Annotated in this window: 20 protein-coding genes; 8 read left to right on the plus strand and 12 right to left on the minus strand. The window is 72.9% G+C overall.

The genetic code is table 11. The features are described from left to right. The first annotated feature begins 9 nt into the window (after nucleotides 1-9). The 3 genes from OIE75_RS07140 (at nucleotide 10) to OIE75_RS07150 (ending at nucleotide 2,392) form a co-directional block, all read left to right on the plus strand. Nucleotides 10-843 (plus strand): FMN-binding protein, encoded by an 834-nt coding sequence (locus tag OIE75_RS07140; protein ID WP_329470013.1) that lies wholly within the window; start codon nucleotides 10-12, stop codon nucleotides 841-843. 55 nt (nucleotides 844-898) lie between these two features. Next, the gene (locus tag OIE75_RS07145) at nucleotides 899-1,636 is read left to right on the plus strand and encodes an FAD:protein FMN transferase (RefSeq protein ID WP_307017788.1); all 738 of its coding nucleotides are present in this window, start codon (nucleotides 899-901) and stop codon (nucleotides 1,634-1,636) included. 63 nt (nucleotides 1,637-1,699) lie between these two features. Continuing rightward, on the plus strand, nucleotides 1,700-2,392 hold the full coding sequence (locus OIE75_RS07150; RefSeq protein ID WP_329470014.1) for a haloacid dehalogenase type II: 693 nt from the start codon (nucleotides 1,700-1,702) through the stop codon (nucleotides 2,390-2,392). A gap of 21 nt (nucleotides 2,393-2,413) precedes the next feature. Here OIE75_RS07150 and OIE75_RS07155 read toward each other — a convergent pair whose 3' ends face one another. From OIE75_RS07155 to OIE75_RS07180, 6 genes are all read right to left on the minus strand, one after another. Continuing rightward, nucleotides 2,414-2,953, minus strand: a complete 540-nt coding sequence (locus OIE75_RS07155) for an arginine repressor (protein ID WP_064726981.1) — start codon at nucleotides 2,951-2,953, stop codon at nucleotides 2,414-2,416. A gap of 7 nt (nucleotides 2,954-2,960) precedes the next feature. Next, entirely contained in the window at nucleotides 2,961-4,190 is a 1,230-nt protein-coding gene (locus OIE75_RS07160; RefSeq protein ID WP_329470015.1) for an acetylornithine transaminase, read from the minus strand. After that, nucleotides 4,187-5,086, minus strand: a complete 900-nt coding sequence (argB, locus tag OIE75_RS07165; protein WP_307010646.1) for an acetylglutamate kinase — start codon at nucleotides 5,084-5,086, stop codon at nucleotides 4,187-4,189. Before argB ends, OIE75_RS07160 begins: the two co-directional genes overlap by 4 nt. Next, complete coding sequence (argJ, locus tag OIE75_RS07170) at nucleotides 5,083-6,234, minus strand: bifunctional glutamate N-acetyltransferase/amino-acid acetyltransferase ArgJ (protein ID WP_329470016.1); 1,152 nt, start codon at nucleotides 6,232-6,234, stop codon at nucleotides 5,083-5,085. The genes argB and argJ overlap by 4 nt, the downstream gene beginning before the upstream one ends. Next, the gene (gene argC / locus OIE75_RS07175) at nucleotides 6,231-7,259 is read right to left on the minus strand and encodes an N-acetyl-gamma-glutamyl-phosphate reductase (protein WP_329470017.1); all 1,029 of its coding nucleotides are present in this window, start codon (nucleotides 7,257-7,259) and stop codon (nucleotides 6,231-6,233) included. The genes argJ and argC overlap by 4 nt, the downstream gene beginning before the upstream one ends. A gap of 106 nt (nucleotides 7,260-7,365) precedes the next feature. Further along, entirely contained in the window at nucleotides 7,366-8,652 is a 1,287-nt protein-coding gene (locus OIE75_RS07180) for a hypothetical protein (RefSeq protein WP_329470019.1), read from the minus strand. Nucleotides 8,653-8,961: 309 nt separating this feature from the next. Between OIE75_RS07180 and OIE75_RS07185 the strand changes: the two genes are divergently transcribed. After that, nucleotides 8,962-9,471 carry a DUF6314 family protein gene (locus OIE75_RS07185; RefSeq protein ID WP_329470020.1) on the plus strand — a complete coding sequence of 170 codons (510 nt, stop codon included), beginning with the start codon at nucleotides 8,962-8,964 and terminating at the stop codon, nucleotides 9,469-9,471. Here the strand turns inward: OIE75_RS07185 and OIE75_RS07190 are convergent. From OIE75_RS07190 to OIE75_RS07200, 3 genes are all read right to left on the minus strand, one after another. After that, complete coding sequence (locus OIE75_RS07190; protein ID WP_307010655.1) at nucleotides 9,377-9,997, minus strand: histidine phosphatase family protein; 621 nt, start codon at nucleotides 9,995-9,997, stop codon at nucleotides 9,377-9,379. The two genes, OIE75_RS07185 and OIE75_RS07190, sit on opposite strands and share 95 nt — an antisense overlap. A gap of 71 nt (nucleotides 9,998-10,068) precedes the next feature. Beyond that, complete coding sequence (locus OIE75_RS07195; RefSeq protein ID WP_329473943.1) at nucleotides 10,069-10,353, minus strand: hypothetical protein; 285 nt, start codon at nucleotides 10,351-10,353, stop codon at nucleotides 10,069-10,071. A 47-nt stretch (nucleotides 10,354-10,400) separates the two neighbouring features. Then, nucleotides 10,401-11,840 (minus strand): aminotransferase-like domain-containing protein, encoded by a 1,440-nt coding sequence (locus OIE75_RS07200; protein ID WP_329470022.1) that lies wholly within the window; start codon nucleotides 11,838-11,840, stop codon nucleotides 10,401-10,403. Here OIE75_RS07200 and OIE75_RS07205 point away from each other — a divergent pair. Both OIE75_RS07205 and OIE75_RS07210 read left to right on the plus strand, forming a co-directional pair. Continuing rightward, nucleotides 11,839-12,765: a DMT family transporter gene (locus OIE75_RS07205; protein ID WP_122617270.1), complete on the plus strand. Its 927-nt coding sequence runs from the start codon at nucleotides 11,839-11,841 to the stop codon at nucleotides 12,763-12,765. The genes OIE75_RS07200 and OIE75_RS07205 overlap by 2 nt on opposite strands. A gap of 30 nt (nucleotides 12,766-12,795) precedes the next feature. Continuing rightward, nucleotides 12,796-12,990 (plus strand): DUF1918 domain-containing protein, encoded by a 195-nt coding sequence (locus tag OIE75_RS07210; protein ID WP_122617272.1) that lies wholly within the window; start codon nucleotides 12,796-12,798, stop codon nucleotides 12,988-12,990. Between the two features lie 25 nt (nucleotides 12,991-13,015). Here the strand turns inward: OIE75_RS07210 and OIE75_RS07215 are convergent, their stop codons facing one another. Then, complete coding sequence (locus tag OIE75_RS07215; RefSeq protein ID WP_329470024.1) at nucleotides 13,016-14,257, minus strand: glycoside hydrolase family 10 protein; 1,242 nt, start codon at nucleotides 14,255-14,257, stop codon at nucleotides 13,016-13,018. 176 nt (nucleotides 14,258-14,433) lie between these two features. On the opposite strand from OIE75_RS07215, the gene OIE75_RS07220 reads away from it, so the two are divergent. Next, nucleotides 14,434-15,306, plus strand: coding sequence for a 3-hydroxybutyryl-CoA dehydrogenase (locus OIE75_RS07220; RefSeq protein WP_307010662.1), 873 nt, complete (start codon nucleotides 14,434-14,436; stop codon nucleotides 15,304-15,306). Between the two features lie 182 nt (nucleotides 15,307-15,488). Beyond that, the gene (locus OIE75_RS07225; protein WP_307010663.1) at nucleotides 15,489-15,746 is read left to right on the plus strand and encodes a hypothetical protein; all 258 of its coding nucleotides are present in this window, start codon (nucleotides 15,489-15,491) and stop codon (nucleotides 15,744-15,746) included. Here OIE75_RS07225 and OIE75_RS07230 read toward each other — a convergent pair. After that, nucleotides 15,743-16,306: an NUDIX hydrolase gene (locus OIE75_RS07230; RefSeq protein WP_329470026.1), complete on the minus strand. Its 564-nt coding sequence runs from the start codon at nucleotides 16,304-16,306 to the stop codon at nucleotides 15,743-15,745. The two genes, OIE75_RS07225 and OIE75_RS07230, sit on opposite strands and share 4 nt — an antisense overlap. A 120-nt stretch (nucleotides 16,307-16,426) precedes the next feature. After that, nucleotides 16,427-17,767 (minus strand): transcriptional regulator, encoded by a 1,341-nt coding sequence (locus tag OIE75_RS07235; protein WP_307010666.1) that lies wholly within the window; start codon nucleotides 17,765-17,767, stop codon nucleotides 16,427-16,429. Nucleotides 17,768-18,096: the final 329 nt, after the last annotated feature.

Below are 18,096 nucleotides of genomic sequence, written 5' to 3' on the forward strand. Positions count from 1 at the left end.
CCAGGACAGATGAGGAAAAGTCACCCCGTTCGGCGTGCCGTGCTCGCCGGCGCCGCGACCGTGTCCGGGATCGTGCTGCTGCTGTCGCTGAAACCGGCCTCGGACCCGGGCTCCGCATCGGCGGCGGGCGGCGCCGCACCGCCGGTGGCCGCGCAGTCGCCGCAGGGCGGCCGGGGCGCCGGGTCCGGCACGGTCACCGGAGACGCGGCCGACACCCAGTACGGGCCGGTGCAGGTCCGGCTCACGGTGAGCGGTGGGAAGATCACCGGGGCCGAGGCCGTGCAGGCGCCCAAGGGCGGGCAGAGCGACCAGGTGACCGCCGACGCGGTGCCCAAGCTCAACCAGGCCGCCGTCAGCGCCGGCACCGCCGACATCGACGCCGTCTCCGGCGCCACCTACACCAGCGCCGGATACGTGAAGTCCCTCCAGTCGGCGCTGGACAAGGTCGCGGCCGCCTCCGCGGGACAGGACTCGGGCGAGGGCTCGGGCTCGGGGCAGGGTTCCGGCGGCGGGACGGGGCAGGGCTCCGGTGACGGCTCGGGCGAGGAGCAGGGCGGCGGTGGGCAGGGCACGCAGGTGCTCACCGGTGACGTCGCGCAGACCCAGTACGGGCCCGTCCAGGTGCGTGTCACCGTCAGCGGCGGGAGGATCACCGACGCCGAGACCCTCCAGGCACCCAAGGGCGGACGGAGCGACCAGGTCACAGCCGACGCGGTGCCCAAGCTCGACCGGGCCGCCGTCAGCGCCGGCACCGCCGACATCGACGCCGTCTCCGGCGCCACCTACACGAGCGCCGGATACAAGCAGTCCCTGCAATCGGCACTGGACCGGGCCGGTGGCTGACGCCGTGGCCGAGTCCGCACAGGCTCCCGCCGCGGTGCGTCACGTGGAGGAGGCGATGGGGACCGTCTTCTCCTTCGACGTCCGCGGCGGGGAACCCAAGGCCGTCCGGGCGGCGTTGGACGAGGCGGTCGCCGGGCTGCACCGGGCCGACGAGGTGTTCAGCACCTACCGCGACGACAGCCAGGTCTCCCGGCTGGCGCGGGACGAGGTGACCGTCGAAGCGTGCGCGCCCGAGGTCGCCGAGGTGCTGGAGCTGGCGGCCGAGGCGGAGCGGGTCAGCGACGGCTGGTTCAGCACGCGGTACCGCGGACGGCTCGATCCGACCGGGATCGTCAAGGGCTGGGCCGTGGAGCGTGCCGCCCGCCGGATCGCGGCGGCGGGTGCGACGGGGGTCAGCCTCAACGGCGGAGGGGACGTGCAGTTGCTCGGGTCGCCGGGGGCACGGCGGCCCTGGCGGGTCGGTGTGTCGGACCCGCTGCGGCCCGGCGGGCTCGCGGCCGTGGTCTCCGCGGCCGGGGCGGCCGAGCTGGCCGTGGCGACGTCCGGCAGCGCCGAGCGGGGCGCGCATGTCGTCGACCCGCGCACCGGGCGTTCGGCGGTCACCGACCTGTTGTCCGTGACGGTGGTGGCGCCGCGGCTGACCTGGGCGGACTGCTGGGCGACGGCGGCGTTCGCGATGGGTTCGCGGGAGGGGCTGCGGTGGCTGGAGTCGCTGCCCGGCGTCGAGGGGCTGCTGATCACGGCCGGGGACGAGGTGCGGTGTACTGGAGGACTGGCGGCCCGGCTGGGCTGAACCCGGCCGACGGGTGACCGGCGTGCCGCCGGGCAGGTGTCCGCACGCGCTGGAGGAGGCCGCATGGCAGAGGCGAGCGATATCGAGGCCGTCGTGTTCGACGTGCTCGGCACGATGGTCGACGAACCGGGGGGACTGCGCGCGGCGTTGCGCGAGGCGGTGCCCGAGGCCGACGCGGCGTCGGTCGGTCACCTGCTCACGGTGTGGCAGGAGCACGTCGAGCACGAGACGGGACGCATCGGGGCGAAGGAGCGGCCCTACGCCGACTCCGGGGTCCTGGACCGCGAGGCGGCGGAGCGGGTCGCCGAACACGCCGGGCTCACCGACGTGGACGCCGTCGCGCGGCTGGCCACCGCCGGCCGGCGCCTGCCGTCGTGGGACGACTCCGTCGCGGGTCTCGCGCGCCTGGCCGAACGCTTCCCGGTCCTGGGGCTCTCCAACGCGAGCCGCGCGTCGCTGCTCCGCCTCAACGCGTACGCGGGACTGCGCTGGCACCAGGCCCTGTCGGCCGAGGACGCGGGGGCGTACAAACCCGCGCCGGAGGTCTACCGGCTCGCCCTCGGCGCCGCCGGCTGTCCGCCGGAGCGGGTGCTGATGGTCGCCGCCCACGCCTGGGATCTGCGTGGTGCCCAGGCCGTGGGCATGCGCACCGCCTACGTCCGGCGCCCGGTGGGTGACCCGCCGCGCGGCTCGGACGCCTTCGACTGGGCGGTGGACGGTCTGGCCGAGCTGGTCGCGGTGCTGACACGGAGATGACCCCCGGCGCGCCGGCCCCGCTCAGTGGCCGTTCTGCGCCAGCCGCAGCAGGTGGTCGGCGAGCGCCTGTCCGCCCGTCGGCTCCCTGCTGATCAGCATCAGCGTGTCGTCGCCGGCGATGGTGCCGAGGATGTCGTGCAGCTCCGCCTGGTCGATGGCCGAGGCGAGGAACTGCGCCGCACCCGGCGGGGTACGCAGGACCACGAGGTTCGCCGAGGCCTCCGCGGAGATCAGCAGCTCCGCGGAGAGCCGCCGCATCCGCTCCTCCTTCGCCGACTCGCCGAGCGGCGCCCGCGGGGTGCGGAAACCGCCCTCGCTGGGCACCGCGTAGATGAGGTCGCCGTCGGTGTTGCGGATCTTCACCGCGTTCAGCTCGTCCAGATCGCGGGAGAGCGTCGCCTGGGTGACGGTCAGCCCGTCGTCGGCGAGCAGCTTCGCGAGCTGGCTCTGCGAGCGCACCGCCTGCCGGTTGAGGATGTCCACGATCCGCCGGTGGCGTGCGGTGCGGGTCTGCGGCAGGGCGGGCCCCGCCGTCTGATCGTGCTCCTGCGCCTGGCTCATCGTCGTCTCATTCTCCGGATCGTCCGTCCCCGTGGGCCGCGTGGGCGGCCTGGTCAAGGATGCCGGGCAGGGCCCCGAGGAAGGCGTCCACCACGTCGTCGCCGAGGTTCAGCGCGGGCATCAGCCGTACGACATCGGGGGCGGGCGCGTTCACCAGGATTCCGGCGTCCTGAGCCGCCTGCTGCACCTGGGGCGCGAGCGGCTCGGTGAGCACGATACCCAGGAGCAGTCCGGCGCCCCGGACGTGCCCGACCAACGGGTGGCCGAGAGCCTCGACTCCGCCGCGGATCCTCTCGCCCTGCCGCTTCACGTTGTCCAGCAGACCCTCGTCCGCGATGGTGTCGAGGACGGCGAGTCCGGCGGCGCAGGCGACCGGGTTGCCGCCGAAGGTCGTCCCGTGCTGGCCCGGCTGGAGGAGTTCGGCCGCGCGTCCGAAGGCGACCGTCGCGCCCAGCGGCAGCCCGCCGCCGAGGCCCTTGGCGAGGGTGACGACGTCCGGCAGGACGCCCTCGTGCGCCTGGTACTCGAACCAGTGGCCGGTGCGGCCGACGCCGGTCTGCACCTCGTCCAGGACCAGCAGCGCCCCGGTGGCGGCTGTGATGGCGCGGGCGGCCTTGAGATAGCCGGGCGGCGGGACGACCACGCCGTTCTCGCCCTGGATCGGCTCGATGACGACCAGGGCCGTCTCCTCGGTGACCGCCGCCGCCAGCGCCTGCGCGTCCCCGTAGGGCACGTGGGTGACGTCGCCGGGCAGCGGCCGGAACGGCTCCTGCTTGCCGGGCTGGCCGGTCAGCGCCAGGGCGCCCATGGTGCGGCCGTGGAAGCCGCCCTCGGTGGCGACCATGTGCGGCCGCCCGGTGAGCCGGCCGATCTTGAAGGCGCCCTCGTTGGCCTCGGCGCCGGAGTTGCAGAAGTAGACCCTGCCGTCGCGGCCGAAGTGCTGGAGCAGCCGTTCGGCGAGGGCGACGGGCGGTTCGGCGATGAAGAGGTTGGAGACGTGGCCGAGGGAGGCGATCTGCCGGCTCACGGCCTCGACCACCGCCGGGTGGGCGTGGCCGAGCGCGTTGACCGCGATGCCGCCGACGAAGTCCAGGTACTCGGTGCCGTCGGCGTCCCAGAGCCGGCTGCCCTCGCCGCGCACCAGGGGCAGGCGGGGCGTGCCGTAGTTGTTCATCAGCGTGCCCTGCCAGCGCTCGGTCAGCTCCGCGTTGCCCGCGGTGTCCCCGGTGTTGCTCACGACTCCCCCTGTTCGTCCGGCACGACCATCGTGCCGATGCCCTCGTCGGTGAAGATCTCCAGCAGGATCGAGTGCTGGACCCGGCCGTCGATGACCCGGGCGGTGGTGACGCCGTTGCGCACGGCGTGCAGGCAGCCCTCCATCTTCGGCACCATGCCGGAGGACAGGTCGGGCAGCAGTTTCTCCAGCTGGGTCGCGGTGAGGCGGCTGATCACCTCGTCGGAGTCCGGCCAGTCCTCGTAGAGACCCTCGACGTCGGTGAGGACCATGAGAGTCTCGGCGCCGAGCGCCGCAGCGAGTGCCGCAGCCGCCGTATCAGCATTGACGTTGTAGACATGGTGGTCGTCCTGGGAGCGGGCGATCGAGGAGACGACCGGGATGCGGCCGTCGGCGAGCAGCGCCTCGATGGCGCCGGTGTCGATCTCGGTGATCTGTCCGACCCGCCCGATGTCGACGAGCTCGCCCTCGATCCGGGGCTGGTGCTTGGTGGCGGTGATGGTGTGGGCGTCCTCACCGGTGAGGCCGACGGCGAGCGGTCCGTGCTGGTTGAGCAGCCCGACCAGCTCGCGCTGGACCTGTCCGGCCAGCACCATCCGTACGACGTCCATGGCGTCCTCGGTGGTGACGCGCAGGCCGGCCTTGAACTCGCTGACGATGCCGTGCCGGTCGAGGGCGGCGCTGATCTGCGGGCCGCCGCCGTGCACGACGACGGGCTTGAGGCCGGCGTGGCGCAGGAAGACCACGTCCTGGGCGAAGGCGGACTTCAGGTCCTCGTCGACCATGGCGTTGCCGCCGAACTTGATGACGACGGTCTTGCCGTGGTGCCGGGTCAGCCAGGGCAGCGCCTCGATGAGGGTCTGGGCCTTGGGGAGCGCGGTGTGCTTACGGGTGCTCATGAGGAGTACGCGCTGTTCTCGTGGACGTAGTCGGCGGTGAGGTCGTTGGTCCAGATGGTGGCCGTGGCGTCGCCGGCGGCGAGGTCGGCGACGACGTGGACCTCGCGGTAGCGCATGTCGACCAGCTCGCGGTCCTCGCCGACACCGCCGTTCTTGCAGACCCAGACGCCGTTGATGGCGACGTTCAGCCGGTCGGGCTCGAAGGCGGCGGAGGTCGTGCCGATGGCGGAGAGCACGCGGCCCCAGTTGGGGTCCTCGCCGTGGATGGCGCACTTGAGGAGGTTGTTGCGGGCGATGGTGCGGCCGACCAGGACGGCGTCGTCCTCGGTCGCGGCGTTCACGACCTCGACCTTGATGTCCTTGCTGGCGCCCTCGGCGTCCCGGATGAGCTGCTGCCCGAGGTCGTCGCAGACGGTCCGTACGGCCTCGGCGAAGTCGTCCTGGGCCGGGGTGACGCCGGAGGCGCCCGAGGCCAGCAGCAGCACGGTGTCGTTGGTGGACATGCAGCCGTCGGAGTCGACGCGGTCGAACGTGACGCGGGTGGCGGCGCGCAGCGCGGTGTCCAGCGCGCCGGCCTCCAGGTCGGCGTCGGTGGTGAGGACGACGAGCATGGTGGCGAGGCCCGGCGCGAGCATCCCGGCGCCCTTGGCCATGCCGCCGACGGTCCAGCCCGCCTTCGTGACGACGGACGTCTTGTGCACGGTGTCGGTGGTCTTGATGGCGATGGCGGCCTTCTCGCCGCCGTGCTCGGAGAGCTGCCCGGCGGCGGTCTCGACGCCCGGGAGCACCTTGTCCATGGGCAGCAGTACGCCGATCAGTCCCGTCGAGCAGACGGCGACCTCGCCCGCCCCGGTCCCGAGCACCTCGGCGACCTTCTCGGCGGTGGCGTGGGTGTCCTGGAAGCCCTGGGGGCCGGTGCAGGCGTTGGCGCCACCGGAGTTGAGGACCACGGCGGACACCTGCCCGCTCTTCAGCACCTGCTCGGACCAGAGGACCGGCGCGGCCTTGACGCGGTTGGAGGTGAAGACGCCCGCGGCGGCGCGGCGGGGACCGGTGTTGACCACGAGGGCCAGGTCGGGGTTGCCGCTCTCCTTGATCCCGGCGGTGATTCCGGCCGCCGTGAATCCCTTTGCTGCGGTCACGCTCACGGGGCGACTCCGATCGTCGTCAGTCCGGTGGTCTCGTCGAGACCCAGGGCGATGTTCATGCTCTGGACGGCACCGCCCGCGGTGCCCTTGGCCAGGTTGTCGATGGCTCCGATGGCGATGACGCGGCCCGCGGCGGGGTCGTACGCGACCTGGACCTGAACGGCGTTGGAACCGTAGACGGAAGCGGTGGCGGGCCACTGGCCCTCGGGCAGCAGGTGCACGAAGGGCTCGTCGGCGAAGGCCTTCTCGTAGGCGGCGCGGACGGCTTCGGCGGTGACGCCGGGCTTCGCCTTGGCGGTGCAGGTGGCGAGGATGCCGCGGGGCATCGGTGCGAGGGTCGGCGTGAAGGAGACGGAGACCGGCTCACCGGCGACCGCGCCGAGGTTCTGGATCATCTCGGGGGTGTGCCGGTGCAGGCCCCCGACGCCGTACGGCGACATGGACCCCATGACCTCGCTGCCCAGCAGGTGCGGCTTGGCCGCCTTGCCCGCGCCGGAGGTGCCGGAGGCGGCGACGATCACGGCCTCGGGCTCGGCGAGGCCGGCGGCGTAGGCCGGGAAGAGGGCCAGCGAGACGGCGGTCGGGTAGCAACCGGGCACCGCGACACGCTTGGACCCCTCCAGCGCGGCGCGGGCACCCGGCAGTTCGGGGAGGCCGTAGGGCCAGGTGCCGGCGTGCGGGGAGTCGTAGAACCTCTCCCAGTCGCCGGCGTCCTTCAGGCGGAAGTCGGCGCCCATGTCCACGACCAGCACGTCCGGCCCGAGCTGCTCGGCGACGGCGGCGGACTGGCCGTGCGGCAGCGCGAGGAACACGACATCGTGCCCGCCGAGCGCCTCGGGCGTGGTCGCCTTCAGGACCCGGTCGGCCAGCGGCAGCAGATGCGGCTGCAGCGCGCCGAGCCTCTGACCCGCGTTGGAGTTGCCGGTCAGGGCGCCGATCTCGACCTCGGGGTGCGCGAGCAGCAGACGCAGCAGCTCACCGCCCGCATACCCACTCGCTCCGGCCACCGCCGCACGTACCGCCATGACGTCCTCCATCCTTGATGGCATGACTATACGTTTCGCTGCACGTTTATGCAATCCGGTCCACGAGGGGCCCGCCCGGGACGCGGCCAAGCCCCCCTGAGCCGGATCAGCGTTTCGGGAGGCGGTCCTGTTCGCGCTGCAGGGCGGCGAAGTCGTCGGAGACGGTGTAGCTACGCGGGAGTGGCGCGCCTCGTTCGTGACGGACGGTGCGGGGCACGTAGAGGCTGTTGAGCATCCAGGGTTTCGTCTTCTCGGTGATGTCGCGCACGGACGCCTTGCCCTGCACCACTCCGTAAGTGGCCACAGCCAGGCGGCCCGTCTCCCGGTACGCGGTCACCTGGTCCCGCATGAAGTGCTTGTGGTCCTCGAACCACGGGCTCATCCGCAGGAAGTCCCGCCACTGCTCCTCGGTGAGAGGGCGTGCGGCGGCGGCCTTGAGGAACTGCCACACCCGGGTGTCCCGGCCGAGGCCAAGGTCCTTGCCGTGGGCGGTGAGGAATGGGGCGGGCAGGGGCTTCGGCATCTGCCGCTGGTAGTGGTTGACCAGGGAGAACTCGGTGACGAGGAATTTCTTGGCGCGGTCGAGCCGGGGCAGGACGTAGTCCAGGTACTTCTGGGCGGCCCCGGCCGAGGTGACGTGCGGGTGCATGTCCAGTCCGTCGAGCTGCACGGTCCGGTTGACGAAGGCGATCCACTCCTCGGTGGCATCCGAGAGCATCGCGGGGTCGTCCAGGTGGTTGAGGGCGCCCATGTGCAGCCGGGTGCGGCACCCGCCGGGGAAGCGCGCGTCCCGGTAGTCGATGACGTGCTTCGCGACCGCCTGGTAGAAGGGGTTGAGCTTGGTCCGCCTCTCCTGCGGCCGGGTTTCCAGGAAGGGTTCGTTGCCAAGGGTGAGGATCTCCACCTTGTCCAGGACGGTCTCAAGAACCTTGTCCACGGCCGCCAGTTCGGCCCGCATCTCCCGGGTCCCCGGGGCCGGGACCGTCCGGCCCTCCTTCCTGAACTGGAACTTCAGCGCCAGAATGGTGCCGAAACCCTGGCTGTGCAGGTCCAGGAGCGCGCGGACCGCCCGCAGGCGCTCCGGGGCCATACCCTCCTTGACGCGGTCCAGCACGGTGAAGCCGCGCACCCAGCTGGTGCCCAGGCCGTCCAGGGCCGCCTTGTCCACATAGGTGGGGTCCTCGTTGAAGTTCGCGCCGAGCGCACCGTCCGGGGCGGCGGCGCGGGGCCGTCCGGACTCCGTGCTCTTCGGCCTGCCCGTGGTGTCGTTTCCCCGGTCGTCGCGGTCCGCGTCGCCGGTGCACCCGGCGGCCAGAAAGGCCCCGGCGGAGAGACCGAAGAGCCGTCGGCGCGAGAGGGGCGCCTGGGATGCGGGTGCCCGGCCGCTCTGCATGAGTACTCCTTGTCGTCGTGGGCGGACGTGCCGCTCGGTGCGGTGGGTGGGTGCGCCTCGGGAGGAGTCTTCAGCACCTTCCTGTGCGGCGAGGTCCACAGGTTCGCGACCTTCACGACACCTTCGTCTTCCTCGCTTGCCGCCTCAGCCGCCAGCAACACCTCCAGAAGCCGCCCGTTGACGAAGATTCGGTATACCGGACGTTGATCAGTACTTGGAACGGCAAGATGGGAGAGGAGGCCGAAGTGCGTCAACGGGTCGCACAGCAATCAGAGGCAAACAGTGGCCGGGGCCGGAAAGCGAGTGGACATGGGCGAGTCGTGGCCGGTGCCGGACGTGCTGGCGTATCTCGCGGGCCGGTGGCACACCGAGCGGACGGTGCGGGACCTGACGAATGGCGCGGAGGGCCGCTTCGAGGGGACCACCGCGTTCGACGCGCTGCCGGAGGGCGGGCTGCTGAGCCGGGAGTCCGGTGCCTTCAACTGGCAGGGCGTGACCCGGCCCGCGGAGCGGACGCTGCGCTATGCGCCGGGGAGCTCTCCGGGCACCGCCGACGTGCGCTTCGCGGACGGCCGCCCCTTCCACGGCCTCGACCTGGCCTCGGGACGCCATGTGGCCGACCATCCGTGCGCCGCCGACCTCTACCGCGGCGAGTTCACCGTCCAGGGCCCGGACCGCTGGCGGACGGTGTGGCGGGTGGGCGGCCCGGCCAAGGACCTGCTGCTCACCACGGATTATCTTCGCGGAACGCCGGATGCGCGGCCCACTGCGGAGGCGTCCCCTCGAACCGCAGACTCCAGCGGCCCGCCCGGCCCGTGAGCGTGGTCGCCGAGAGGGGCCGCACGTCCAGGTTCCAGTACGTCGCCGGTGGCGCCCGCAGCGCGTAGACCAGCGCGGCCCGGATCACGGAGGGCTCGGCGACGGCGACGATGCGGTCGCCGTGCTCGCCCGGGCGGGTGTCGAGCCAGCCGCCGACCCGGCTGATGAAGACCAGCAGCGACTCCCCGCCGTGCGGGGCCGACCACGGGTCGGCGAGCCAGGCGTCCACCGCCGCGGGCTCGCGGGCCATGGCCTCGGCGAGCGTCAGTCCGCGCCAGCGGCCCATGTCGCAGTCCCGCAGGGCGAGTTGGACCAGCGGCGCGCAGCCGAGGGCGTCCCCGGTGGCGCGGCTGCGGGGCGTGGGCGAGCAGTAGCGCAGCTCGGCGGCCGCCAGCGACAGCAGACCGCCCGCGGCACGGAGCGCCTCGTCCCATCCGGCCTGGTCCAGCGGCCGGTCGTCGTCGAAGCGCTCGGCGAGCAGCGGTGAGCTGCGTGCGGAGGCGACGAACGTGACCCGAAGCGCCATGCCGTGATGGTGGAGGGCCGAGGTGACCAGGTCAAGGGGTGTTACTCGGGGCTACCCAGGATTCACGCCATTCACGGCCCGAAGGTGAGCGCCATCCACGCGCCGGGCCACTCCAGCGCGGTGAAGCCGACCTTCTCGTAGACCCCGTGCTGCTCCCCCGGCAGGGCGTCGCAGACCCCGAAGTCGAGCGAGCCCTCGATGGCCCGGTCCTGCCTCTCGCGGGGCCGCCCGAGGGCCCAGTACGCGTCGGTGGAGAGCCGCCGGTGCACGCGCTCCCCGTCGATGCGCCGCGGGTCGGTGGAGATCTCGTAGCCCTCGGCAGCCTCGGGGTGTGGGTCATGCCGGGATGCTCGCAGGGCCGGTGGGGCCGCGTCGACCGGATGTCGCGCCGAGGCCGGCCGCGTCAGCCGCCCCACGTCTCCGTGCAGGCGGTGCGCAGCCGTCGTACGCCTTCGGCGATCTCGCCGGCGCCCGCCACCGCCGCGAAGCTCAGCCGGAGGTGGGCGGCGGGGGGTTCGGCGCTGAAGTAGGGGCGGCCCGGGGTGATCGCCACGCCCGCGCGCAGGGCGGCCGCGGTGAGCGCGACCTCGTCGGTGCCGTCGGGCAGGCGGAGCCACAGGTGGTATCCGCCGGACGGGATGTGCGGCAGCGACACCTCGGGCAGGCTCAGCCGCAGCGCGGACGTCATCGCGTCCCGCCGGTCCTTCAACTCGGCGGCGATCGCGCGCAGATGGCGCGGCCAGGCGGGTGACCCCACCAGTTCCAGCGCCGCCTCCTGGAGCGGCCGGGGCACGAAGAAGGTGTCGACGACCTGGATGGCCCGCAGCCGCTCCAGGACCGGCCCGCGTGCGGCCAGCGCGCTGACCCGGAAGCTGGGCGAGGTCGCCTTGGTCAGCGAGCAGACGTGGACCACGACGCCGTCCGGGTCGTCGGCGGCGAGCGGCGCCGGCAGCGGTCCGGCGTCCTCGTGCACCAGCCGCCGTACGAAGTCGTCCTCCACCACGAAGGCGCCGGCCGCCCGCGCGATGCGCAGCACCTCACCGCGCCGCTCGGGGGCGAGCACGGCACCGGTCGGGTTCTGGAAGAGGGGCTGGCAGACCAGGACACGGGCGCCAGTGGCCCGGAAGGCGTCGGCGAGCAGGGACGGGCGGACACCGTCGGCGTCCACGGGGACCGGCACCGGGCGCAGTCCGGCCGCCCGCGCGATGGCCAGCATGCCGGGGTACGTCGGCGACTCGACCAGCACGGGGGTGCCGGGCGGGGTGAGGGCGCGCAGGGCGGTGGTCAGCGCGGACTGCCCGCCCGCCGTGATCAGCACCTCCGCGGCCGTGATGGCTCCGCCGATCCCGCGCGCGAACCACTCCCGCAGCTCCGGCAGCCCCTCCATCGGCGGCCGCCCCCACGCACCGGGCCGCCGCCCGGCCCGCGCCAGGGCCGCGGCCATCGCGCGCTCGGGCTGGAGCGACGGGTGCAGGTAGCCGCCGTTGAACTCCACGACGCCGGGCGGCGGGGCGGCCAGCGAGACCAGCACGCCCGAGGCGTCCACCGTGCGCGGTACGAGGTCGGCGGCACCGTCGGCGCTGAGCGCGACCTCCTGCCAGGAGGTGTCCCCCGTGGGTGCGGCCGTGGGGCGCGGCCGGGCACGGAAGGCGCCGGCGCCGGGCCGGGTGACCACCAGTCCCTCGGCCGCCAGCTGCGCCAGGGCCCGGGAGACGGTCACCGGGCTCACCCGGAACCGGTCGACGAGGGCCCGGCTCGACGGGAGCTTTCCGCCGGGCGAGTAGCGGTCCAGTTCTCCCCGCAACTCACTCACCAGGTCAGCGACACTGCTACGCTCTTGCATGAGAGCACAGAGTAGCGCTACCGCACCGTCCGGGATAGCAGTGGGCGGTCCGACCGCGAGCACCGGCGGCCGGTCCTCCGGCACGCTGCTGGCCGCGCTCGGCGTCGTCGCCTTCTCCCTCACCTTCCCGGCCACCGCCTGGGGCCTGGAGGGCTTCGGCCCCTGGTCCCTGATCGCGGTGCGCAGCATCCTGGCCGCGGTGATCGCCGGGGGCTGCCTGCTCGTACTGCGCGTGGCGTTCCCCGAGCGGCGGCACTGGGCGGGGCTCGCGGTGGTCGGCGCCGGGGTGGTCCTGGGCTTTCCGCTCCTGACCACGCTCGCCCTCCAGACGTCGACGACCGCGCACGCCGCCGTCGTGGTCGGCCTCCTCCCGCTGACGACCGCGCTGTTCTCGGCCCTGCGCATCGGCACCCGGCCCTCGCGCACCTTCTGGCTCGCCGCCCTGGCGGGTGCGGCGGCCGTGATCGCCTTCACGGTGCAGCAGAGCGGCGGGGCGCTGACCTCGGCCGACGCCTATCTCTTCGCGGCGCTGCTGGTGTGCGCGGCCGGCTACACGGAGGGCGGCCGGCTGGCCCGGGTGATGCCGGGCTGGCACGTGATCGGCTGGGCGCTGGTGCTGTGTCTGCCGCTGACGGTGCCGATGGCCGCGGTCGCCCTGTCGTTCGAGCCGGTGCACCTGACGGCGCACAGCGTGACCGGGCTGCTGTGGGTGGCGGCGGGCTCGCAGTTCCTCGGCCTGGTCGTCTGGTACCGGGGCATGGCGGCCATCGGGATCCCGAAGGCCAGCCAGTTGCAGCTGGCCCAGCCGCTGCTCACACTGGTGTGGTCGGTACTTCTCCTGGGCGAGCACCTGACGGTGGCCGCTCCGCTGACGGCCGCGGCGGTACTGGTGTGCATCGCGGTCACCCAGCGGGCCCGGGGCTGAGAGCGGCACACAGGCGAGGAGGCCCCACGCATGCACGCAATGAAGGGCGACCAGCTGGTGCAGCACGGCCGGGTGGTCGGTGAACACGACAAGGTCGGCGAGATCGTCGAGGTTCTGGGCGAGAAGGGCTCTCCCCCGTACCGGGTCCGGTTCGAGGACGGGCACGAGGGCGTGTGCTCGCCCGGACCCGACACCGAGATCCGGCACCGGGAGATCCAGCTCTAGCCCGCGCCGGTCCCGGGCGGCCGGCTCAGCGCGGTGCGGTGGCCGGCAGCGTGTAGTGGTCCGCCGTCAGCCGCGCCATCGCACCGCCCTGGTCCTCCGCCACGTCCTTGGCGGAGAAGAAGACGTGTCCGCGCACCTGCGGGTAGCGGGCGGCCAGCGTGAGGTGCCGGGACAGCTCGGCCGGGTCCTGCCAGGCGGCGGGCTGCGCCTGGTCCCCGGCCTTGTACAGCGCCTCGCCCACGTACAGCTGCGTCCGGCTGCCCTCGGCCACCTCGGCCCACCAGGGGAGCAGCTTCGCGTAGTCCGCGCCGTTCTGGCCGATGCTCCAGTACAGCTGCGGCACGACGTAGTCGAGCCAGCCCTCGCGCACCCACTTGCGGGTGTCCGCGTACAGGTCGTCGTACGTCTGGACGCCCGCCCGGGTGTCCGAGCCGCGCTCGTCGGTGGCCGCGTTGCGCCACACCCCGAAGGGGCTCACCCCGAACCGGGCGGACGGGCGGACCTTCCTGACGCGTGCCGCGGTCTCGCGCACCAGCCGGTCGATGTTGTCCCGCCGCCAGTCGGCCCGGCTGCCGAAGCCGGCGCCGAAGGTGCTGAAGGCCACGCCGTCGTCGAAGCTCTCGCCGGTGACCGGATAGGGGTAGAAGTAGTCGTCGAAGTGGACGCCGTCCACGGCGTACTTCTCCACCGCGTCGAGCATCGCGTCCTGGACGAAGGCCCGGACCTCGGGCAGCCCGGGGTTGTAGTAGAGCTTCCCGCCGTACGGCACCACCCACTCGGGGTGCTTGCGCGCGGGGTGGGCGGGGACCAGGTGGCTCGGATCGTCGTGCAGGGAGACCCGGTACGGGTTGAACCAGGCGTGCAGCTCCAGGCCGCGGGCGTGCGCCTCCTCGACCGCCGTGCCCAGCGGGTCCCAGCCCGGGTCGCGTCCCTGGCTGCCGGACAGGTACTGCGACCACGGCTCGTACGGCGAGGGCCACAGCGCGTCGGCCGTCGGCCGCACCTGGAGGAACACCGTGTTCAGCCGGTGCCGGACCGCGTTGTCCAGGTGCTCGACCAGTTCCGCGCGCTGCTCCGCGGCGCCCAGCCCGGCGCGGGTGGGCCAGTCGCGGCCGGCCACCGTGGCGAGCCACATGCCCCGCATCCCGGCGGCGGCGCGGCGCACCGGCGGTTCCGACGCGGAGACCGGCGCCGCCGACGCCGCGGGCGCCATGGTGAACGCCGACAACGCCGCCACCGCGAAGGCACGACGCGAGACACCGCCCATGGGAGGACCTCCTGAACGCTGTGGATCCGCACGCTCACGGATCGTGTACGGGGCCTCAGCATGCCCGACCCGGGAGACGGATCCGTGACCATTCGGGGGTAACGTGCTCGATCGGAGCAGGCGCCGGGGACCCCGGTACGCCTGTTACCGGCCTTGAAGTCAGCGAAAGGGACGATGTGACCGGCATCTCGGGAGATATCGCACGCGTCGGCGTGGTGGGCTGCGGCCAGATGGGGGCGGGCATCGCCGAGGTGTGCGCCCGCTCCGGTCTGGAGGTGATGGTCGCCGAGACCACGGGCGAGGCTCTGGAGATCGGCCGCACCCGGCTGTACAACTCGCTGGCCAAGGCCGCCGAGCGCGGCAAGATCACCGAGGAGGAGCGGGACGCCACGCAGGCGCGGCTCAGCTTCACCACCGATCTCGGCGAGTTCGCCGACCGTGACCTGGTGATCGAGGCGGTCGTCGAGAACGAGCAGGTCAAGACCGAGATCTTCCAGGTGCTCGACCAGGTCGTGACCCGGCCGGACGCGATCCTGGCCTCCAACACCTCCTCGATCCCGCTGGTGAAGCTGGCGGTCGCCACCTCGCGGCCCGACCACGTCATCGGCATCCACTTCTTCAACCCGGCCCCGGTGCAGCAGCTGGTCGAGCTGATCCCGGCGCTCACCACCTCCGAGGGCACGCTGAGCCGGGCGCAGCTGTTCACCGAGAAGGTGCTCGGCAAGCACGCCATCCGCGCCCAGGACCGCTCCGGCTTCGTGGTGAACGCGCTGCTGATCCCGTACCTGCTCTCCGCGATCCGGATGTTCGAGTCGGGCATCGCGAGCCGCGAGGACATCGACAACGGCATGGAGATGGGCTGCGCCCACCCGATGGGCCCGCTGAAGCTGGCGGACCTGATCGGCCTGGACACGGTCTCCTCGGTGGCGTACTCGATGTACGAGGAGTACAAGGAGCCGCTGTACGCCGCTCCCCCGCTGCTCCAGCGCATGGTCGACGCGGGCCGCCTCGGCCGCAAGAGCGGTTCGGGCTTCTACTCCTACGGCTGATTACGCGCAGCTACGCGCACGGGCCCGGCACCTCAGGTGGTGCCGGGCCCGCGGCTTTCACACGGCGTGTGCGCCCCGGGCTCGCATATGCCGTCCGCACACTCTCCCCAGGCGCCCACCAGGCGAGTTGACTCGACATGCACATGCAAGGGACGTGAGACGCCTACGGAAAGGAGCGGTCCGTGACCGCCGATCCCGAGCACCCTGTCGCCCAGGGAGAACTCGCAGAGTTACGACGCCGGCTCGATGTGGCCTACGCCCGAGTCGAGGGCGGGCACGCCCTGCTCTCCCACCGCACCGAGGAGACCGCCAAGGAGCTGGCGGACCTCAGTACCCGGCTGACCGCGCTGGAGCACGCCCGCTGGCCCCTGCCCTCGGTGGCCGTCGTCACGGCCCTGGGCGCGCTGATCGTGGCGGTCTGGCAGGCCCTCGGACGCTAGCCGGCCCGGCGGCCGAGGCCGGGCATGTCCTGGCCGAGCCTGAGATGGTGCAGCAGGAGTAACGCGGCCGCCATGTTGGCGGCCGGGACCTCCCCGCGGGCGACCAGGTCGGGAACGAGCTTGAGCGGAATCCACTCCCGGCGGTCCGACTCGAAGTCGTCCACGGGGTGCCCGACGTACGTGCCCTCGTCGGCCCAGTAGACGTGGTGCCGGGCGTCGGTGAGCCCGTTGGACGGCTCCACGCTCATCAGGTGCCGCAGCGGTCCCGGCCGCCAGCCGGTCTCCTCCACCAGTTCCCTGGCCGCCGCCACCGCGACGTCCTCGCCGTCCTCGACGACGCCGGCCGCCAGTTCCCAGCCCCAGCTGTCGGTGATGAAGCGGTGCCGCCACAGCAGGAGGACCTCGTTCGCCTCGTTCACGACCGTGGCCACGGCCACCGGACGCATCCGTATGAGGAAGTGGTCGAGGTGCCGACCGTCCGGTAGTTCGACATCGGCGAGATTGACGCTGAACCAGCGATTTGCGTACACATTTTGTTCGCTCTGTTTCGTCCACTGCACGGTTCTGCCACCTTTCTTGGAGTAGGTGGCAATATCGCAGCAGCAGCGTCCCGGCAGCAGGCGCACGGCGGCCGCTCACGGCGCAGTGGTGGGCGCAGTGTGCCCCGAGGGGCGGACGGATCACAGCGGTACGCGCAGCGCCCCGTCGATGAGTTCGGCGGCCTCGGTCGTGCCCGCGCAGCCGCTGCGCACCAGGTGCTCGCGCACCGCGCGGAGTCGGTCGCGCAGACGCTGGGACTCCATGCCCCGGGCCTGTTCGGCCATCTGCACGGCGGTGGCCACCGCCTTGTCGGCGTTGCCCTTGCGCAGTTCGATGGTGCTGAGCATGGCGAGCCGGTGCACCCGGCCGCGGTCGTGCGCCGGGTTGTCGACCGCCGCCGCGGCGTGCTCCCCGGCCGCGGCCAGTTCCCCGAGGCTCAACAGGGCCTCGGCGACCTGGACGTTGACCAGCCCGGGCTGGACATAGCCGGTCTCGTCGGGCTCGTAGCCGCGTCGGATGCGCTCGGCGGCCTGCTCGGCCCGGCGGATGCAGGACAGCGCGCCGCTGCCGTCGCCGAGGTGCGCGTACGCCTTCGCCTGCATCGCGTAGAGGTCGGAGGCGAGCGCCGGGGTGATGTGGCGGCCCGCGGCGCGCAGCGCGGCCTCGGCGAAGGCGACGGCCTGCCGGTACTCCCGCATGAACAGCGCCTGGTTGACCAGCAGCGCGATGACGTAGGCGCCGAGGCCCTGGTCGCCGCTGGCCTTGGCGAGCCGCAGGGCCTGGTGGAAGTAGCGCTGCGCGAGTCCGTGCGCGTCGGAGTCGTACGCGCAGATCCCGGCGACCGCCACCAGGCCGCCGGTGGCCCGGTGCAGTTGGCGTCCGGTGGCGTCGGTGTAACCGCCGCGCAGCAGCGGCGCGGCCTCGGAGTTGAGGAAGCCGACGATGCGGGCACGGGTCGCCATGCCGCCGGCCTTGCGGTACATCTGCTCGTAGTGGGCCCGCGCGCAGCGCAGCATCTCCAGGTCGGCGGCGGTCACCCGGTGCCGCCCGCCGCGGGAGACGTCGACGTCCTCGGGCGGGTTCTCCCACTCCCAGACCGGCATCACGGCGGGCGTGCCGGTGAGCGCGGGGGCACCGAGGATGTGCGGGCGCCGCTGCTGGTCGGAGCGCCACAGGGCGGTGGCTCGCTCCACGAACCCGGAGAGCGAGCCGGTGTGCGGGGCGGCCGGTTCGCCGGGCACACCGAGGCCGATGTCGTCGAGGGTGACGGGGCGGTGCAGGCGGGAGGCGAGGACCTCGCAGATCAGGTCGGGCACCTGACCGCGCGGGCGCTGGCCCTTCAACCACCGTGCGACGGCGGTGTGTTCGTACCTCAGCGCCAGCCCGCGGGCGCGTCCCGCCTGGTTGACGTGCGCGGCCAGTCCCGCGTGCGAGATCCCGGCCTCGTCCAGGATCGCGTCGAGCAGGGTGTTGGGCTGCATGGGTGCCCCCCGGTGCCGCGGTGACTCGGTGCCGACAGCGTAGTGTGCCGGGCTTCACACGGGGTGTGAACGGAGTACGCGCATCCGCAGCGTGTGCGCACTGTCGCGGAGAGTTCCGGGACGCTTGACTGAAGGGCCTCGAAAGAGGCCGGCCGGGCCGCCGGCTCCCCCTCGTACAGTGCGGCGGCCCGAACTTGTGCCGTCCGCCCAGCTGCCTGCCCGACACTCCGTGGCGGGGCGGACGGCTCCGCCGGCCGTACGGTGCGACTCGACGCCGTTCAGTGTGCGGGCGCGTTGTCGAGCGCGGGTGCGCCGTGGCTGGTCGCGCA

Source organism: Streptomyces sp. NBC_01723, assembly GCF_036246005.1.
Classification (GTDB): Bacteria; Actinomycetota; Actinomycetes; order Streptomycetales; family Streptomycetaceae; genus Streptomyces.

Bases quoted from the DNA above. Each gene is read 5' to 3' on its own strand.
- OIE75_RS07140 (WP_329470013.1), top strand. From the start codon at position 10: ATGAGGAAAAGTCACCCCGTTCGGCGTGCCGTGCTCGCCGGCGCCGCG.
- OIE75_RS07145 (WP_307017788.1), top strand. From the start codon at position 899: ATGGGGACCGTCTTCTCCTTCGACGTCCGCGGCGGGGAACCCAAGGCC.
- OIE75_RS07150 (WP_329470014.1), top strand. From the start codon at position 1,700: ATGGCAGAGGCGAGCGATATCGAGGCCGTCGTGTTCGACGTGCTCGGC.
- OIE75_RS07155 (WP_064726981.1), bottom strand. From the start codon at position 2,953: ATGAGCCAGGCGCAGGAGCACGATCAGACGGCGGGGCCCGCCCTGCCG.
- argB (WP_307010646.1), bottom strand. From the start codon at position 5,086: ATGAGCACCCGTAAGCACACCGCGCTCCCCAAGGCCCAGACCCTCATC.
- argC (WP_329470017.1), bottom strand. From the start codon at position 7,259: ATGGCGGTACGTGCGGCGGTGGCCGGAGCGAGTGGGTATGCGGGCGGT.
- OIE75_RS07180 (WP_329470019.1), bottom strand. From the start codon at position 8,652: ATGCAGAGCGGCCGGGCACCCGCATCCCAGGCGCCCCTCTCGCGCCGA.
- OIE75_RS07185 (WP_329470020.1), top strand. From the start codon at position 8,962: ATGGGCGAGTCGTGGCCGGTGCCGGACGTGCTGGCGTATCTCGCGGGC.
- OIE75_RS07190 (WP_307010655.1), bottom strand. From the start codon at position 9,997: ATGGCGCTTCGGGTCACGTTCGTCGCCTCCGCACGCAGCTCACCGCTG.
- OIE75_RS07205 (WP_122617270.1), top strand. From the start codon at position 11,839: ATGAGAGCACAGAGTAGCGCTACCGCACCGTCCGGGATAGCAGTGGGC.
- OIE75_RS07200 (WP_329470022.1), bottom strand. From the start codon at position 11,840: ATGCAAGAGCGTAGCAGTGTCGCTGACCTGGTGAGTGAGTTGCGGGGA.
- OIE75_RS07210 (WP_122617272.1), top strand. From the start codon at position 12,796: ATGCACGCAATGAAGGGCGACCAGCTGGTGCAGCACGGCCGGGTGGTC.
- OIE75_RS07215 (WP_329470024.1), bottom strand. From the start codon at position 14,257: ATGGGCGGTGTCTCGCGTCGTGCCTTCGCGGTGGCGGCGTTGTCGGCG.
- OIE75_RS07235 (WP_307010666.1), bottom strand. From the start codon at position 17,767: ATGCAGCCCAACACCCTGCTCGACGCGATCCTGGACGAGGCCGGGATC.